A 17,174-nucleotide genomic window follows, 5' to 3' on the forward strand; every position below is an offset into this window, starting at 1 on the left:
TTGATCGTGGAGTTTTGCGTTTTATTTGGTGGGGCGAGTTTTGAGCATGAAATCAGTATTGTGAGCGCGATCGCGCTTAAAGGAGTGTTAAAAGACAGGATTAAACATTTTATTTTTTTAGATGAAAACCATCATTTTTATTTGATTGAAGAATCCAACATGCATTCAAAATACTTCGCTCAAATCAAAGAAAAAAAATTACCCCCTCTAATCCTCACACACAATGGCTTGCTTAAAAACTCGTTTTTAGGCGCTAAGATAATAGAATTGCCTTTAGTGATCAATCTTGTGCATGGGGGCGATGGCGAAGACGGGAAATTAGCGAGCTTGTTGGAATTTTATCGTATCGCTTTCATAGGCCCCAGGATTGAAGCGAGCGTGCTGAGTTACAACAAATATTTAACCAAACTTTACGCCAAAGATTTAGGGGTAAAGACTTTAGATTATGTTCTTTTGAATGAAAAAAACCGCGCTAACGCCCTGGATTTGATTGGGTTTAATTTCCCTTTCATTGTCAAGCCCAGTAACGCCGGAAGCTCTTTAGGGGTGAGCGTTGTGAAAGAAGAAAAAGAATTGATTTACGCTTTAGACAGCGCGTTTGAATATTCTAAAGAAGTCTTAATAGAGCCTTTCATTCAGGGAGTGAAAGAATACAATTTAGCCGGTTGCAAGATCAAAAAGGATTTTTGTTTTTCTTATATTGAAGAGCCTAACAAACAGGAATTTTTAGATTTCAAACAAAAATATTTGGATTTTTCACGCAATAAAGCCCCTAAAGCGAATCTTTCTAACGCCCTAGAAGAACAATTAAAAGAAAATTTTAAAAAACTCTATAATGATTTGTTTAGTGGCGCGATCATCCGTTGCGATTTTTTTGTCATAGAAAATGAAGTGTATCTTAATGAGATCAACCCCATTCCTGGCAGTTTGGCCCATTATTTGTTTGATGATTTTAAAACAACGCTAGAAAATTTAGCGCAATCGTTACCCAAAACCCCTAAAATCCAAGTTAAAAACTCTTATTTGTTGCAAATCCAAAAGAATAAATGAATGGCTAAACGCAGTATCGCTTATTTGGATAGCGTTTTTGACATTTCCTACACTTTTATAGACCACCATAGCCCTTTAAACGCCTTGTTTTTGCATGGCTGGGGGAGCTCTAAAGAAATCATGCAACAAGCGTTTCAAGGCTGTTTTTTGGATTACAATCATTTGTATGTGGATTTGCCCGGCTTCAATCAAAGCCCTAACGATGAAAAAGTCTTAGAGACTAAAGATTATGCTAATATCATCAATTTATTCTTAAAAAGCGTGGGTAAAAAAGCGCATGTCGTTTTTGGGCATAGCTTTGGAGGGAAAGTAGCGATCTTGTGTGAAAACGAACGGATTGTTTTATTGAGCAGCGCGGGGATCTTAGAGCCAAAACCCTTAAAAGTGCGTTGTAAAATCCTTTTAGCTAAAATCTTTAAAAAATTAGGCTTGAATTTAGGGTTTTTGAGGAGTAAGGACGCTATGGGGCTTAATCAAGCGATGTATGAAACCTTTAAAAAAGTGATTAGCGAAGACTTTAGCGAGCATTTCAAACGATGCGAGAAGGAAGTTTTATTATTTTGGGGTAAAGATGATAAAGCAACCCCCTTAAGCTCCGCTCAAAAAATGCAAACCTTATTGAAAAAGAGCGCGTTATTCGTTTTAGAAGGGGATCATTTCTTTTTTTTAAACCAAGCAAAAGAGATTGAAAAACTAGTGGAGAATTATCATCATGCAAAGTCTTAGTTGGCTGAATTTAGCGTTTCGTTGGCTCTTTATAACAGGGCTTGGCTATTATATGATGACTTTATTGCAATGGTATCATTACAGCGTGTTTAGGATCTTAACCAAGCACCACAAAATGCGTTGGCATGGGATTTATTTTCTCTTGCCTTTAGGGGTGTTTATCCTATCGTATGCTTTCAAAATGCCGTTTGTTTTTGATTTCTTTTGCGGCGTTGTTCAAATGCCCATGCTCATTATCTGGGCCAAACGCAACGACAAGCCTTTAGTTTTCACGCCAAGGGTGAAGCGCTTTTTTATTTTCTTATTACTCTTTTTAATCTTGCATGAAATCTTAAACACAGAATTAGCCCCTTTAAATGGGATTTCGCTCGCACTGGGCTATTTGTGTTTATTTATATTCGTTTTGAGCGCTTCTTTAATCTTTGAAAAAGTCCTATCCAAGCAGTATTTGCAAACCGCTAAAGACAAAATCGCCTCTTTAAAGAATTTAAAAGTCATCGCCATTACCGGAAGCTTTGGGAAAACCAGCACCAAAAATTTCTTGCATCAAATCTTACAAACCACATTCAACGCGCATGCAAGCCCCAAAAGCGTCAACACCCTTTTAGGCATTGCGAACGATATTAACCAGAATTTAGATGATAAGAGCGAAATCTATATCGCTGAAGCCGGGGCAAGGAATAAGGGCGATATTAAAGAAATCACCCGCCTCATTGAACCGCACCTTGTTGTGGTCGCAGAAGTGGGCGAGCAGCATTTAGAATACTTTAAAACTTTAGAAAATATTTGCGAAACTAAAGCGGAATTATTGGATTCCAAGCGCTTAGAAAAAGCCTTTTGTTACTCTGTGGAAAAGATCAAGCCCTATGCCTCTAAAGATAGCCCTTTAATAGATGTTTCTAGCCTGGTTAAAAACATCCAATCCACTTTAAAAGGCACTTCTTTTGAAATGCTTTTAGATAGTGTTTGGGAAAAATTTGAAACGAAGGTTTTAGGCAAATTCAACGCTTATAATATCGCTTCAGCCATTTTAATCGCTAAGCATTTAGGATTAGAAACCGAAAGGATCAAACGGCTTGTTTTAGAACTCAACCCTATCGCCCATCGTTTGCAACTTTTGGAAGTGAATCAAAAAATCATCATAGACGATAGCTTTAATGGGAATTTAAAGGGCATGTTAGAGGGCATTCGTTTAGCGAGCTTGCATGAGGGGCGTAAAGTCATTGTAACACCAGGATTAGTGGAAAGCAATACAGAAAGTAATGAGATTTTAGCCCAAAAAATAGACGGGGTTTTTGATGTCGCTATCATCACAGGGGAGTTGAATTCCAAAACGATTGCTTCCAAATTGAAAACCCCTCAAAAAATCTTACTCAAGGATAAGGCGCAATTGGAAAATATCTTACAAGCCACCACGATTCAAGGCGATTTGATTTTATTCGCTAATGACGCCCCTAATTACATTTAGGAAATGAACATGCAACATTTATACGCTCCTTGGCGCGAAAATTATTTGAAAGAAAAAATTAAGAGTTGTGTCTTTTGTGAGATTTCTCAAAACCCCACAAAAGATCCAGAAAACAGAGTGCTTTATAGAAATAGCGATCTCTTTGTGGTGATGAACGCCTACCCTTATAACCCGGGGCATTTGTTGATCATTCCTCATGAGCATCAAGCGAGCGTGGAACTTTTAGATCTGAATACTTGGCTGAACATGAATATATTAGTGCCTAAAGTGTTAAAAGCGTTGTATGCTTATGGCGCTCAAGGGATCAATGTAGGTTTGAATTTGCACAGAAACGCCGGAGCAGGGATCCCTGAGCATTTGCACATGCATTTAGTGCCTAGGTTTTTAGGCGATAGCAATTTTATAAGCGTTATCGCTCAAACTAGGGTGTGCGGGATTGATTTAAATGAAACCTATCTTACCTTAAAAAACTTATTAGAAAAGGAGCTTGGTTGAAAACAAACGCTTTTAGTTTGGGTGCGCTACAATTGATTTTAATTCATTTTAGGGAGTGTCAGCGATGAAGGCGCGTGGGTTTAAGGCAAAGATGCGTGGGTTTAAGATTTTTTCAGGGAGCGCTCACCCTGCATTTGGCAAAGAAGTGTCAAAGCATTTAGGCTTTCCCTTATCCAAAGCGGTGATTGGGAAATTCAGCGATGGCGAAATCAATATCCAAATCAGCGAATCGGTGCGCGGTAAGGATATTTTTATCATCCAGCCCACTTGCATGCCTGTCAATGACAATTTGATGGAATTGTTAGCCATGGTAGATGCTTTAAGGCGCAGTTCGGCCAATTCTATCACAGCGGTGTTGCCGTATTTTGGCTATGCCAGACAGGACAGAAAAGCGGCTCCACGAGTGCCTATCACGGCTAAAATGGTCGCTAATTTGATGCAAGAAGTGGGGATTGAAAGGATCATTACGATGGATTTGCATGCCGGGCAAATCCAAGGCTTTTTTGATGTGCCGGTAGATAATTTATACGGATCTATCGTCTTTAGAGATTATATCCGCTCTAAAGCGTTAAAAAACCCTGTGATCGCTAGCCCTGATGTGGGTGGGGTTACAAGAGCTAGGTATTTTGCCAATCAAATGGGCTTAGATTTAATCATCGTGGATAAGCGCCGTGAAAAAGCTAATGAAAGCGAAGTGATGAATATTATCGGCTCAGCAAAGGAGCGCGATGTGATTTTAGTGGATGATATGATTGATACCGCAGGCACGATCTGTAAAGCCGCTTTGGCCTTAAAAGAGCAAGGGGCAACTTCTGTCATGGCGTTAGGCACGCATGCGGTTTTGAGTGGGAATGCGATCAAGCGCATTAAAGAAAGCGCGTTAGATGAAGTGGTGATAACTAACTCTATCCCTTTAGTTCAAAAATGCGATAAAATCACCACTTTAAGCGTAGCACCCTTATTTGCGGAAGTGATCAGAAGGATTTATCATAACGAAAGCGTCCAATCGCTTTTCACTTAAAAAAGGAATAAAAAAGCGGGAGTGGTGGATTCTGTAGGACTTGAACCTACGACCAATCGGTTATGAGCCGAGCGCTCTGACCAGCTGAGCTAAGAATCCAAAATTCCCAAAGGATGGTTTGCTATTGTATCCAAAAATATAGCGAAAAGCAAGCAGGTTTTCTAGGATTGCAAACAGGATCATAAAAGTGATAAAACTGCTCCCCCCATAGCTGAATAAAGGCAAGGGAATCCCCACCACAGGGGCTAACCCTAAAGTCATGGCGATATTCACGCTGGAATAAACAAAGATTAAAATAGAAATCCCAAGGGCTACAATCTTTAAAAACCAATCGCTGTTGCTCTCAAACAGATAAAAAAATAAATGCAAACTCAAGCCTATATAAATCGCAAAAAGCAACATAGCCCCTAAAAACCCGAAACGCTCCACGAAGTAAGCGAAGATAAAATCGCTCGTTGCAATAGGCAAGAATTTGAATTTGGTTTGCGTGCAGGCCTCTTTAGATTTGCCTAAAAACCCACCGGAACCTATGGCGATAATGGATTGCATGACATGGTAATTAGGTTTTTCAGAAAGAAAGTCTGCGATGCGCTTTTTTTGGTAATCATGCAAAAAATGATAAGCGATGGGCGAAGCCACTAAAAGAGCGATAAAAAGAGGGAGCCACACCCTAGTCCTTAAACCCACGATAAGTAAAATCCCAAAACCCATGATGAGCACAATAAGAGCCGTGCCTAAATCAGGCTGTTTTAAAATCAAAGCCGCTGGTAAGCAAATGTAAAAACTAAGCTTTAAAAACATGCCCCAATCATAGCCCTTAAAAGGAGGCGGGTTGATTTTAATCAAATGCGCTAATAACAAAAGGATAGCGATTTTCACGGGTTCGCTGGGCTGTAAGGTGATAGAGGTAAAGGGAATGACTAGCCATCGTTGCGCCCCAAGCTTACTCGATCCCATAAAATCCACTAACGCTAATAAAATAACGCACGCCCAATAAAACACAAAGAGCCACCGATCGAGCTTTCTGAAAGGGATAAAAAACACTACCCAAAAGAGAAGAAACCCTATCGCATAATAAACCCCTTGCTTCAAGCTCAAAACCGCGCTGCTCTCAAAAATCAATAAAAAAGAAACCACCAACAAGGGAATAATAAACACAAAAGGCAAAAGATCAAAATGCATCCAAATCCTTTTGTCTAATGCCATGCGTTTTTCATAACCCCTAATCTTATTGCGTTAATTTTTTGATTGTATCCAAGTTGAGATAATTCTCCTTAAAGAGAGAAGTTATCATGCCAACTTCATCAGGCAATTCGACTTCGCCCGTCTCATCATTAAAGCACTTTTCTAGCACTTTCAAATACGCAAACCCAATGCCTTCTGTGATAACAGCAGCGGTTGCGCCCCCTGCAACACTCCCCACAACAGGAATGAATTTAAGGAAACCATTAACGAGCGTTCTCCCCACTTGCGCGACAGCGGTTACGCCTAACAATCCTGCGACCAAACTCGCGCCCACAGATTTATCCAAATCCATCCCAAAAGCGTCATTCATTTTATAGATCATTCCTGCTTGAATGGGCGCAATAGCGAGTGCATCGCTAAAAGGTATGGGGATAAGCCCAGCCGCTCCTGCAGCTCCTGATGCAACATGGATAATGGTTTTACATTCCTCTATCATGGCCTGTTTTCTTTCTTGAATCTTAACTTTTTGAATACTCAAGAAATGCCTTCTCTTATTTTTTTCAGCGTCTGAAAGGTATTTTTTCGTTTCATCTACCAATTCTTCTAAACCTTCAACAGGGACTTTCAACCCCCTAAATGAAAAGGCAACCGAATTGACCCTCACATAGGCTCTGACAAAACCTTTAAACCCCCATTCTTCGCCTATGATCTCTTTAGTTTCTTGGACAAACGCATCGCCGACTTCGGCTTGAGTGTGTGTGAAAACGACAATCGTTGGGATATTCCAACTTTTAGTGAAGCTTAATAACTCTCTCTCTCTCTCTTGAATCCTACCAGAAGTCTCTTTAACGCACAGATACGCCACATCAATGGCTTCTTTTTCGCTAAGCGTTTTAAAAGAATCTTCCATTTCTTTTTTAATGCTTTGCATGGTATCGTGGTAATCTTTACCTTCAATGCCTTTGGTGTCCCATAAAATCAAGCCCTTCTGTTCATCAATGTATTTTTCAAGGTGCTGAGTGATGGGTTTTCCTACGCCTGCTTTAGCGATTTCTTTACCAAAGAGAGCGTTAATGAGCGAGCTTTTACCACTCCCAGTATACCCCATAAGCAAAATATTCATCATTGGTATCTGTGTTGTTTTTTTAATATTGTCATACAATTCATTAAAAATGATTTGAGCCACAAAATGTTGGCTCACCGATTATAGCGTATTCAAATAATGAAATAGGATTTTTTTAAGGTTTTGAGTAGAATAATGGTTTTTAAAAATGCAAAAAAGAGTTTGAATGCAAAAAGTTTTCATTGCCCCTACCCATTACAAACGCATTGATGAATTTTTAGCCAAAGAATTGCAAATTTCTAAAAACCAGGTATTGAATTTGATTAAAGAGGGGTTAGTGTTTTGTCAAAAAAAGGAGGTGAAAAAAGGGGGGCTAGCCTTAAAAGAGGGCGATGCAATCACGCTTTTAACGCCCAAAATCGCGCCCAAACCCTTAAAAAAAGAGCTTGATTTAGAAATAGAAGTCATTTTTGAAGATGAAGATTTGTTGGTGTTGAATAAGCCCCCTAATCTAGTCGTCCATAAAGCCCCAAGCGTGAAAGAGCCTACTTTAGTGGATTGGTTGGAATCTAAAAATTACGAGCTTTCTAATCTTGGCTTAAAAGAGCGCTACGGGATTGTGCATCGTTTGGATAAGGACACGAGCGGAGGGATTGTCATCGCTAAAAACAATTTTACCCATGTTTGTTTGAGCGAGCAACTCAAAACCAAAATGATGGGGCGCTACTATATCGCCTTGCTTTCAACGCCCTTAAAAGAAGAAAAAATGAGCGTGGAATGCTATTTGACAAGAAACCCTAATAACCGCTTAAAAATGATAGCGCTCAAAGCGGCTAAAAAAGAAAAAAGCCGTTATTCTAAAAGCGAATTTACTAGCTTGCTGACTTCTCAAAATGGCATGGATTTGATAGGGGCTAAATTGTTCACCGGGCGCACGCACCAGATCAGAGCGCATTTAGAATATTTGAACAGACACATCATAGGCGATAACCTTTACGGGCTTAATGGGGCGCTTTCTAAAGAAGAAATAAGAATCATGCTGCATGCCTATTTGATAGAGTTCAAACACCCCAGAAGCGAGCAAAAACTGCACTTTAAAGTTCCCCTATTAAAGGATATGTTAGAATATCTTAAAAAAGTTTTTGACAAGGAGAATTTAGATGAGGTCTTGGATGAAGAAAAAATACTTCACGCTTTTATTGCAAAGTAGTGTGGTATTAGCGGTTTTTATAGGGTGTTCTTCTACCAGGAATCATACTTTTTCAGCCCTTAATAATCAAGAAAATACAGATACTAATCTTCCGGTAGTCCATTCCATTAAAACGATTAACGATGTGAGTTCAGTGGGCTTTGAATGGCCTAAAATCGCTGACACTTATGACATTGATGGGTTTATTTTGTATCGTTTGAAAAAAGACTCCAAGCTTAAAAGAATCGCCACGATTAAAAACCCTTATGCGACCCACTATTATGATGAGGGGTTAGAAACAGAGAGTTCCTACACTTACCAATTAGCCACCTACAAGGGCGATAAAATCTCTAACCTTTCAGAACCCATTTTAGTAAAAACCTCCTTTATCAATCCTGTAGAAAGCGTGTTTGCAAGCCTTGAATACCCTAAAAGCGTGAAAGTCTTTTGGAGCCCGCACCCAAATCCCAGCGTTTCAAGATACATCATTCAAAGGCAGAATAAAGACGGCAAATTTTTAAATGTAGGGGCTGTGAAAAACCGCTTATTCGTGGAGTTTTTTGATAAAGATTTAGAGGATGGGAAAAAATACCGCTACCAAGTCATTGCTGAAAATTTCATGGGGGATAAATCCAGGCCTAGCATCATAGTGGAGGGGAAAACCAAAGATTTACCCAAAGAAATCGCTAATGTTAGAGTGAGCCAAAACCTCACACGACACATTGAATTGAGTTGGGATAAATCTTCTCAAGCGGATGTGGTAGCTTATCGCATTTACGCTTCCAATAACCGCAACGATAAATACAAATTCATCGCTCAAACTAATAACACTTCCTATGTGGATAAAATAGAAAAAGACAACCTCACTCGTTATTATAAAGTCGTTGCCGTAGATAAAACGCATCTTGAAGGGGCATTACCCAAAGAGCCTGCAATGGGTGAAACTGCTGATAGGCCCGAAGCCCCTATCATCACTAAAGGGACTATTCAAGACTCTTCAGCTTTCATTCAATGGGAAAATAACCCAAGCGCTAAAATAGCCACTTATGCGGTGTATCGCTTTGAAGCCAATTCTAAAACCCCTTTGCGCTTTGGGAATATCACCAAAAACCAATTCGTGGATAAGGACATGAAAGTGGGTGTGGCTTACCGCTATCAAGTGGTGAGCGTGGATAAAGATGGTTTAGAGTCGCACCCAAGCAAAGAAGTGCGTTTGTTTTTAGAGCGCTAAAAGGGTTTTAATGCCCCATTTTTTAGCCAAATTAGATTCCAAACCTTTAGAATACCCAATAACAAATGGGGATTTTTGTTTTTACAGGGAATTTTTAAGCTTAAAACACCCCACTAAAAGCTGTGTGCATGCGAGTTTTAAGGATGATGTTTTTTTATTGCAAAAAATCCGGCGAGAGGGTGATTTTTTGATCAAAAGCGAAAAAGCGACGCCCTTAAAACGAGAGATTTTAAAACAAGCTTTAAGGATTTATTCGCAATCTTTTGAAGTCATTTCGCATAATTTGCAAGAAAATTCTAAACATGCGAGCGAAAAAAAAGCCCTTGATTTAGAAACTTTTGAAGATTTTATCCAAAAAAATCAAGCCCCTATTTTAGCCGAAATTGGTTTTGGGAGCGGGAGGCATTTGATAGAATTAGCTAAAAACAACCCCACTAAAACATGCTTAGGGATAGAGATTCACACCCCATCTATCGCGCAAGCGTTAAAGCAAATTGAGTTGTTGGATTTGAAAAATCTGCACATCTTGCAAGGCGATGGCCGTTTGGTTTTAGAGAGCATGCCCAATCACAAGTGCGAGAAAATTTTTGTGCATTTCCCTGTGCCATGGAATGAGAAAAAACACCGCCGAGTGCTAAGCGAAAAATTTTTAAATGAAGCTTTAAGGGTTTTAAAACCTAGAGGGTTTTTGGAATTACGCACCGATGATGGCCTTTATTTTGAAGACAGCTTAAAATTAGCCCTAAAAAACCTTAAATGCGAGATAGAAATCAAAAAAAACGCTCAAATCCCGGTGGTCAGCAAGTATGAAGCACGTTGGAATAAACTCAAAAAAGATATTTATGATTTAAGAATTTATTCTTTAGAATCGAATGAAACCCCTTTTGATAACCATGCATTTGATTTTTCTTTTGATACAATAACAATGAGTAAAAAGAGCGTTGGAGCGATTTTAAAAACCCCAAAAATCATCAAAGAAGGGTATTTTGCGCATGTTTGTAATATTTATGAGAATAAGGGGGATTTTTTAGTGGAATTGAGTATGGGGGATTTTGATTGGCCTGTGCGTTTGTTTGTTTTATTGGCAGAAAATCAGATTTTTTACCTCAATAAAAGCCCTTTAAAAACCTTAAACAACCACAAAGCGCATCTTTTGCTCCAAAATATCCTAAGCCAAAAGGGAATTGGATGAGTGTGATCATCGCAGCGAACAATCTGTGCTTGCAATACCAGCAAAACGAACCGGTCATTAAGCATGCTAATTTACGCATCAAACGCAAGGATTTTGTGTTCATTTCAGGGCCTAGCGGGAGCGGTAAAAGCACGCTTTTGCGTTCGTTCTATGGGGATTTAAAACTTTTTAGCGGTAAATTAGAAGTTTGCAATATCAACATGAATAACGCTTCAAAATCAACGATTTTGGATTTGCGTAAAAATATTGGCGTGGTTTTCCAAGATTATAAATTGATCCAAGATTACACGATTGAGCAAAACATCAAACTACCGATGGTGATTTGTGGCGTTAAAAAAGAAGAATGCCACTTGCAGCTAGAAAAACTTTTAGGGCATATTGATTTACGCCATAAGGCTAACCGCTACCCCAAAGAGCTCAGTGGGGGCGAACAACAGCGAGTGGCTATGGCTAGGGCTATGGCGAACTGCCCTGAACTCATTTTAGCCGATGAGCCTACCGGGAATTTAGACGATTATTCTAGCGATAAAATCTGGAGCCTGTTAAGGGGCATGAACACGCAATTAAACGCTACGATCGTGGTGGTTACGCACAAATTCCCTAAAAATTTTAGCGCTTATCACCGAAAATTTTATATAGAAGATGGGGAAGTTTATGAATACTCTTAAAAAGCATTTAGCCTTTATCATTCCCCTAGTAGCGTTATTGTTTAGCTTGGAGTGTGTGTTGTTTATCAATCAAGCCATAGAACAAAAAGAAAAAAAATTGATTGAAGATTATTCAGTCGTGTTAGCCAGCACGCAAAAATTAGGCTTGGAATTGTTGCGCCAAAATTTTAGCGAAATCATAGCGTTAAAAGAAATTGATCCCAATTATTCTTTAGAACCTCTTCAAAAAACTTTAGGTACAGACGGGCTTAAGGAATTAAAAAAAAATTTACCCTTTTTTTATTCTTTACAACTTTCCACATTCCCCACTCAAGAGCGTTTAGAAAACATTAAAGAAAAATTACTCAAAATCCCTGGCGTTCAAAAAGTTGAAGTCTTTGCCAAAACTTACATGCAAGTGTATGATCTCTTGAGTTTTATTAAAGCAGCGGTCTATATCTTTGCGTTAGTGGTCTTTGTCTTATCGGTTTTATTGATGTTTAAGCAAGTCCGCATCTGGATCTATCAATACCATGAGAGGTTAGAGATCATGGATTTATTAGGGGCTTCAGTGTCTTTTAAAAACGGGTTTTTGTATAAAATAGCTTTAATGGATTCTGTAATCGCTAGTTTTTTAGCCCCCATGCTCATGCTCTATACCACTTCGCAAAAAGGTTTTGAAAAAACGATGGATACTTTGGGTATTATAGGAGACGCGTTTGTTTTAAACCATTTTTTATGGGGACTGCTTTTTAGCCTTGTGGTCTCATTTGTTTCTGTTTTACTTGTAGCTTGGAGGACTAGACATGTATAAATTAGGGGTGTTTTTGTTAGCCACCTTACTATCAGCTAACACGCAAAAAGTGAGCGATATTGCTAAAGATATCCAGCATAAAGAAACCCTTTTGAAAAAAACCCATGAAGAAAAAAACCAACTAAACAGCCGTTTGAGTTCTTTAGGCGAAGCGATCCGCTCTAAAGAGCTTCAAAAGGTTGAGATGGAGCGCCAAATGGCCGCCTTAAAAAAGAGTCTTGAAAAAAATCGTAACGAAAGTTTGGCTCAAGAAAAAGTCCTAACCAACTATCGCAAGTCTTTAGATCATTTGCAAAAACAACGATCGTTTTTACAAAAGAGGGTGTTTGATACGCTTTTAGAGGATTTTCTTTTTTCACAAGCCCTAAAGGGGCAGAATTTAGCCTCTTCTAATGATGTGATTTTACAAGTAGCGTTTGAAAACTTGCACCAAAGCACTCTGTCTAAAATGTCGCAACTGAGCCAAGAAGAAAAGGATCTCAATACGCAAGCTTTAAAAGTCAAAAGCAGCATTCAAAAAATCTCATCTGTCATAGATGAGCAAAAAACTCGTGAAGTAACCTTAAAATCCTTGCAAACCGAACAAAATAAGCTCATTTTGAGCATGCAAAAAGATTATGCGATCTATAACCAACGCCTAACCCTTTTAGAAAAAGAGCGCCAGAATTTAAACGCCCTTTTAAAACGCTTGAATATCATCAAACAAAACAGAGAAAATGAAGAAAAAGTCAGTTTGAAAAGATCTTCTCAAGCTTTAGAAGTCAAACAAGTGGCTAGCTCTTATCAAAATATCAACACCACGAGCTATAACGGGCCAAAAACGATCGCCCCTTTGAACGATTATGAAGTGGTGCAAAAATTTGGCCCCTATATTGATCCGGTTTATAATTTAAAAATTTTTAGCGAGTCTATTACGCTGGTGTCAAAAACCCCAAACGCTTTGGTGCGTAATGTTTTGGACGGGAAAATCGTGTTCGCTAAAGAAATCAACATGCTTAAAAAAGTCGTTATCATTGAGCATAAAAACGGCATCCGCACGATTTATTCTCAACTGGATAAAATCGCCCCCACCATTAAAAGCGGCATGCACATCCAAAAAGGCTATGTTTTAGGGCGCATTGAGCAACGCTTGGGTTTTGAAGTTACTATGAGAGAAAAGCACATTAACCCCTTAGAACTCATCGCACGCAATTAAACAAATCATTTTTATTGCCGATATTGGCTAAAGAGCTTATGCAAACAAAGAAATCATTATACTTGTAGGCATGGAAAAATTTGGAGGTTTTTATGGTCAATAAAGTTCAAGGGATTGGGATTCCCACATCTCACACAAGCGTTCAAACAACCCCCACAAAAAAGATCAGTCGCACAAACACTATAAACACTATTGATGAATCTAAGACAACAATAGACCCTGATCAATACAAACCCAAACTAGAATTATTGAGCGAGCGTCTGAATGAAGAAATGAAACGCATTGGCACGGATATTAATTTTAGTTATAACGATACGATTAAAGGGTTAGTGGTTTCAGTCAAAGACGCTAATGGGGATAAGGTGATAAGAGAAATACCCTCTAAAGAAGCCGTGGAGCTTATGCAAAGAATGCGCGATGTGATAGGCATTATCTTTGATAAAAGAGGCTAAACATTAGAGGTAAAACATGGCAATAGGTTCATTAAGCTCATTAGGGCTTGGCAGTAAGGTTTTGAATTACGATGTGATTGACAAGCTTAAGGACGCTGATGAAAAAGCTTTAATCGCCCCACTAGACAAGAAAATGGAGCAAAATGTTGAAAAACAAAAAGCCCTTGTAGAAATTAAAACGCTCCTTTCATCTCTAAAAGGCCCGGTTAAAACGCTTTCAGATTATTCCACTTATATCAGCCGAAAAAGCAATGTTACAGGCGATGCGTTGAGCGCGAGCGTGGGGGCTGGCGTGCCTATTCAAGATATTAAGGTGGATGTGCAAAATTTAGCGCAAGGCGATATTAACGAACTAGGGGCGAAATTTTCTTCAAGAGATGATATTTTTAGCCAAGTGGATACCACGCTCAAATTTTACACGCAAAACAAGGACTACGCCGTTGATATTAAAGCAGGAATGACTTTAGGCGATGTGGCTCAAAGCATCACAGACGCTACCAATGGCGAAGTGATGGGCATTGTGATGAAAACAGGAGGGAATGACCCCTACCAATTAATGGTGAATACCAAAAACACTGGCGAAGACAACCGGGTCTATTTTGGCTCACACCTCCAATCCACGCTCACTAACAAAAACGCCCTTTCTTTAGGGCTTGATGGAGCCGGGAAAAGCGAATTGAGTTTGAATTTAAAGGGGGCTGATGGGAATATGCATGAAGTCCCTATCATGCTAGAGCTCCCTGAAAGCGCTTCTATCAAACAAAAAAACACCGCGATCCAAAAAGCGATGGAGCAGGCTTTAGAAAATGACCCTAATTTTAAAGATTTGATCGCTAATGGGGATATTTCCATAGACACTCTTCATGGAGGGGAATCTTTAATCATTAATGACAGGCGTGGGGGAAACATTGAAATTAAAGGGAGTAAGGCTAAAGAGCTTGGGTTTTTGCAAACCACCGCCCAAGAAAGCGATTTGTTAAAAAGCGCTCGCACGATAAAAGAGGGTAAATTAGAAGGGGTGGTTAGTTTGAATGGCCAAAAACTGGATTTAAAAGCCTTAACCAAAGAGAGCAACACTAGCGAAGAAAACACAGACGCTATCATTCAAGCGATCAACGCTAAAGAAGGCTTGAGTGCGTTTAAGAACGCCGAAGGCAAGCTTGTGATCAATTCTAAAACCGGAATGCTCACCATTAAGGGCGAGGACGCTTTAGGCAAGGCCAGTTTGAAGGATTTGGGTTTGAGCGCTGGCATGGTGCAATCTTATGAAGCTTCGCAAGACACGCTTTTTATGTCTAAGAATTTGCAAAAAGCGAGCGATTCACAATTCACTTATAATGGGGTGAGCATCACGCGCCCCACTAATGAGGTCAATGATGTGATCAGTGGGGTTAATATCACTTTAGAGCAAACCACAGAGCCTAATAAACCTGCCATTATCAGCGTGAGTAGGGACAATCAAGCCATTACAGACAGCCTTAAAGAATTTGTCAAAGCCTATAATGAGCTTATCCCTAAATTAGATGAAGACACGCGCTATGACGCTGACACTAAAATCGCTGGGATTTTTAACGGCGTGGGCGATATTCGTGCCATTAGATCCTCTCTTAATAATGTGTTTTCTTATAGCGTGCATACGGATAATGGGGTAGAAAGTTTGATGAAATACGGGCTTAGTTTAGACGATAAGGGCGTGATGAGTTTGGATGAAGCTAAATTATCAAGCGCATTAAATTCTAACCCTAAAGCGACTCAAGACTTTTTCTATGGGAGCGATAGCAAGGATATGGGGGGCAGAGAAATCCACCAAGAGGGCATTTTTTCTAAATTCAATCAAGTTATCGCTAATCTCATAGACGGAGGGAACGCTAAATTAAAGATTTATGAAGATTCCCTAGACAGAGACGCTAAAAGCCTGACCAAAGACAAAGAAAACGCTCAAGAGCTTTTAAAAACCCGCTACAACATCATGGCGGAGCGTTTTGCGGCTTATGATAGCCAAATCTCTAAAGCGAATCAAAAATTCAATTCCGTGCAAATGATGATCGATCAAGCAGCGGCTAAAAAGAATTAAAAAAACAGAGAGTCATCAATTTTAAAGGATAAAGGAACATTATGCAATACGCTAACGCTTATCAAGCCTACCAGCATAACCGAGTGAGTGTGGAATCCCCAGCAAAACTCATTGAAATGCTTTATGAAGGGATTTTAAGATTTTCTTCGCAAGCCAAACGCTGTATTGAAAATGAAGACATTGAAAAAAAGATTTATTATATTAATAGGGTTACGGATATTTTCACGGAGTTGTTGAATATTTTAGACTATGAAAAAGGGGGGGAAGTGGCCGTGTATCTTACAGGCTTATACACCCATCAAATCAAAGTTTTAACGCAAGCCAATGTGGAAAATGACGCGAGTAAGATTGATTTGGTGTTGAATGTGGCTAGGGGGTTGTTAGAAGCTTGGAGGGAAATCCATTCAGATGAACTCGCCTAATGCGTTATTAGATTCCTTTAAAATCGCTCTTGTTAAAAAAGATTCTAAGCAGGCCTTTTCATTGATAGAGTGCCTTTCTTTAGAGCAAATAAAAAGCTTGGATTTAGATGCGCTTTTAAGCCTTAAGGAAATGATAGCCCAAAGCATTGAACTATTAGAAAAAGAAAAAGAAGAACTGCAATCACAAATGCATAAGGCTAAGAAGATTCAAAAATTTTTGTCTTAGATTTTTTAAACTACGATACAATAAAAGCACTATTTTTATTGAAGGCTAAAGATTGTCTGAACCCATAGATAGATTCACGCGCATAAGGTGGTTGTTTAAAAACGATTTTGAAAAAATCCGCCAACAAAGGGTTTTAATCTGTGGTGTGGGGGGCGTTGGGGGCTTTGCGCTAGACGCTTTGTATCGTGTGGGGATAGGGCAAATCACCATCATTGACAAAGATGTGTTTGATGTTACCAATCAAAACCGCCAGATTGGCTCAGAAAGGATAGGAGAATCTAAAGTGTTGGTGTTGCAAGATCTCTATAAAGGCATTCAAGCTTTGAATTATCGCATAGATGAAGCGTTTTTAAATTCATTTAATTTTAGAGATTATGATTACATTTTAGATTGCATGGACGATTTGCCTATTAAAACAAGCTTAGCGATAAAGTGTCAAAATTTCGCTTACGGGAAGTTTATCAGCTCTATGGGGAGTGCGAAACGCTTGAATCCTAAACACATCCAAGTGGGGAGCGTGTGGGAAAGCTATGGCGATAAATTCGGGCGTAAATTTAGAGATTTTTTAAAAAAAAGCCGCTTTAAAGGGGATTTTAAAGTGGTTTTTAGCCCTGAAGTCCCGCATTGCATAGAGCTTGGGAGTTTTAATGCGGTTACGGCGAGTTTTGGCTTGCAAATAGCGAGTGAAGTCGTGCAAGACATTATCAACAATGAAAGGCAATGA

17 protein-coding genes, 1 tRNA gene and 1 pseudogene are annotated in these 17,174 nt (G+C 39.2%); 16 read left to right on the plus strand and 3 right to left on the minus strand.

The window, feature by feature from the left end:
• The first annotated feature begins 6 nt into the window (after positions 1–6).
• From D2C72_02895 to D2C72_02915, 5 genes are all read left to right on the plus strand, one after another.
• Positions 7–1,050: a D-alanine--D-alanine ligase gene (locus tag D2C72_02895; GenBank protein QEF44176.1), complete on the plus strand. Its 1,044-nt coding sequence runs from the start codon at positions 7–9 to the stop codon at positions 1,048–1,050.
• Positions 1,051–1,776: an alpha/beta hydrolase gene (locus D2C72_02900; protein ID QEF43346.1), complete on the plus strand. Its 726-nt coding sequence runs from the start codon at positions 1,051–1,053 to the stop codon at positions 1,774–1,776.
• Entirely contained in the window at positions 1,763–3,244 is a 1,482-nt protein-coding gene (locus D2C72_02905) for a UDP-N-acetylmuramoyl-tripeptide--D-alanyl-D-alanine ligase (GenBank protein QEF43347.1), read from the plus strand. Before D2C72_02900 ends, D2C72_02905 begins: the two co-directional genes overlap by 14 nt.
• Positions 3,245–3,253: 9 nt before the next feature.
• Complete coding sequence (locus tag D2C72_02910) at positions 3,254–3,739, plus strand: HIT domain-containing protein (GenBank protein ID QEF43348.1); 486 nt, start codon at positions 3,254–3,256, stop codon at positions 3,737–3,739.
• Between the two features lie 64 nt (positions 3,740–3,803).
• Positions 3,804–4,760, plus strand: a complete 957-nt coding sequence (locus D2C72_02915) for a ribose-phosphate pyrophosphokinase (GenBank protein QEF43349.1) — start codon at positions 3,804–3,806, stop codon at positions 4,758–4,760.
• Positions 4,761–4,782: 22 nt separating this feature from the next.
• On the opposite strand, the gene D2C72_02920 is transcribed toward D2C72_02915, so the two are convergent.
• The 3 genes from D2C72_02920 to D2C72_02930 form a co-directional block, all read right to left on the minus strand.
• A tRNA-Met gene (locus D2C72_02920) sits at positions 4,783–4,859 on the minus strand.
• Positions 4,821–5,966, minus strand: a complete 1,146-nt coding sequence (locus D2C72_02925) for a rod shape-determining protein RodA (GenBank protein ID QEF44177.1) — start codon at positions 5,964–5,966, stop codon at positions 4,821–4,823. The genes D2C72_02920 and D2C72_02925 overlap by 39 nt, the downstream gene beginning before the upstream one ends.
• A gap of 22 nt (positions 5,967–5,988) precedes the next feature.
• Positions 5,989–7,068 (minus strand): DUF697 domain-containing protein, encoded by a 1,080-nt coding sequence (locus D2C72_02930; GenBank protein ID QEF44178.1) that lies wholly within the window; start codon positions 7,066–7,068, stop codon positions 5,989–5,991.
• 166 nt (positions 7,069–7,234) lie between these two features.
• Here D2C72_02930 and D2C72_02935 point away from each other — a divergent pair, with 166 nt between their 5' ends.
• The 11 genes and pseudogenes from D2C72_02935 to D2C72_02985 all read left to right on the plus strand — a co-directional run bounded on the left by D2C72_02935 (position 7,235) and on the right by D2C72_02985 (position 17,174).
• Positions 7,235–8,218, plus strand: a complete 984-nt coding sequence (locus tag D2C72_02935; GenBank protein ID QEF43350.1) for an RluA family pseudouridine synthase — start codon at positions 7,235–7,237, stop codon at positions 8,216–8,218.
• Positions 8,169–9,428, plus strand: coding sequence for a fibronectin type III domain-containing protein (locus D2C72_02940; GenBank protein ID QEF43351.1), 1,260 nt, complete (start codon positions 8,169–8,171; stop codon positions 9,426–9,428). The genes D2C72_02935 and D2C72_02940 overlap by 50 nt, the downstream gene beginning before the upstream one ends.
• A gap of 10 nt (positions 9,429–9,438) precedes the next feature.
• Positions 9,439–10,620, plus strand: a complete 1,182-nt coding sequence (gene trmB / locus D2C72_02945) for a tRNA (guanosine(46)-N7)-methyltransferase TrmB (protein QEF43352.1) — start codon at positions 9,439–9,441, stop codon at positions 10,618–10,620.
• Positions 10,617–11,288 (plus strand): ABC transporter ATP-binding protein, encoded by a 672-nt coding sequence (locus D2C72_02950; GenBank protein ID QEF43353.1) that lies wholly within the window; start codon positions 10,617–10,619, stop codon positions 11,286–11,288. Before trmB ends, D2C72_02950 begins: the two co-directional genes overlap by 4 nt.
• Positions 11,275–12,081, plus strand: coding sequence for an ABC transporter permease (locus D2C72_02955; protein ID QEF43354.1), 807 nt, complete (start codon positions 11,275–11,277; stop codon positions 12,079–12,081). The genes D2C72_02950 and D2C72_02955 overlap by 14 nt, the downstream gene beginning before the upstream one ends.
• Positions 12,074–13,276: a M23 family peptidase gene (locus D2C72_02960; GenBank protein ID QEF43355.1), complete on the plus strand. Its 1,203-nt coding sequence runs from the start codon at positions 12,074–12,076 to the stop codon at positions 13,274–13,276. The genes D2C72_02955 and D2C72_02960 overlap by 8 nt, the downstream gene beginning before the upstream one ends.
• Positions 13,277–13,368: 92 nt before the next feature.
• Positions 13,369–13,728 (plus strand): flagellar biosynthesis protein FlaG, encoded by a 360-nt coding sequence (locus D2C72_02965; GenBank protein ID QEF43356.1) that lies wholly within the window; start codon positions 13,369–13,371, stop codon positions 13,726–13,728.
• Between the two features lie 16 nt (positions 13,729–13,744).
• Positions 13,745–15,770: pseudogene (gene fliD, locus D2C72_02970) on the plus strand (flagellar filament capping protein FliD).
• A gap of 73 nt (positions 15,771–15,843) precedes the next feature.
• Entirely contained in the window at positions 15,844–16,224 is a 381-nt protein-coding gene (fliS, locus tag D2C72_02975; GenBank protein ID QEF43357.1) for a flagella export chaperone FliS, read from the plus strand.
• Complete coding sequence (locus tag D2C72_02980; protein QEF43358.1) at positions 16,211–16,450, plus strand: hypothetical protein; 240 nt, start codon at positions 16,211–16,213, stop codon at positions 16,448–16,450. Before fliS ends, D2C72_02980 begins: the two co-directional genes overlap by 14 nt.
• Before the next feature lie 91 nt (positions 16,451–16,541).
• On the plus strand, positions 16,542–17,174 hold the full coding sequence (locus D2C72_02985) for a tRNA threonylcarbamoyladenosine dehydratase (protein QEF44179.1): 633 nt from the start codon (positions 16,542–16,544) through the stop codon (positions 17,172–17,174).

The sequence above is a fragment of the Helicobacter pylori genome (genome assembly GCA_008032955.1).
Lineage (GTDB): Bacteria > Campylobacterota > Campylobacteria > Campylobacterales > Helicobacteraceae > Helicobacter > Helicobacter pylori_DC.